The organism is Pseudomonas putida, assembly GCF_028682395.1.
In the GTDB taxonomy this organism is placed as follows: Bacteria; Pseudomonadota; Gammaproteobacteria; order Pseudomonadales; family Pseudomonadaceae; genus Aquipseudomonas; species Aquipseudomonas putida_AB.
Genome location: NZ_JANHLC010000047.1, coordinates 1 through 252, shown reverse-complemented (window position 1 = coordinate 252; position 252 = coordinate 1). Strand labels below are relative to the sequence as shown.

General features: G+C 57.5%; 1 pseudogene. It reads left to right on the top strand.

What is annotated here, in order from left to right:
- Positions 1-252 (top strand): annotated as a pseudogene (locus NPS46_RS25170) (IS5/IS1182 family transposase); the annotation flags it as partial.

The following is a 252-nucleotide window of genomic DNA, read 5'->3' as shown; positions in this document are numbered from 1 at the left end:
TGCCCACTACCTGGCTGACCTGGATGCCGCTGATAAAGCAGAGGGCGAGCAAGTGGTCGATCGCACTGCGATCAAGGCAGCACTGGCGAAGCTTGAGGCCAAGCAGCAAGACAACCGTAGTTGCCAAGCTTTGATGAAGTCGATGGGGCTGAAGCAATTCAACACGCACGAAAGCGATGCCCGAATGATGCGCACGCCAAAGGGGGCGCGTGTTGCCTATAACGTGCAAACAGCCGTGGACGCAGAGCACTG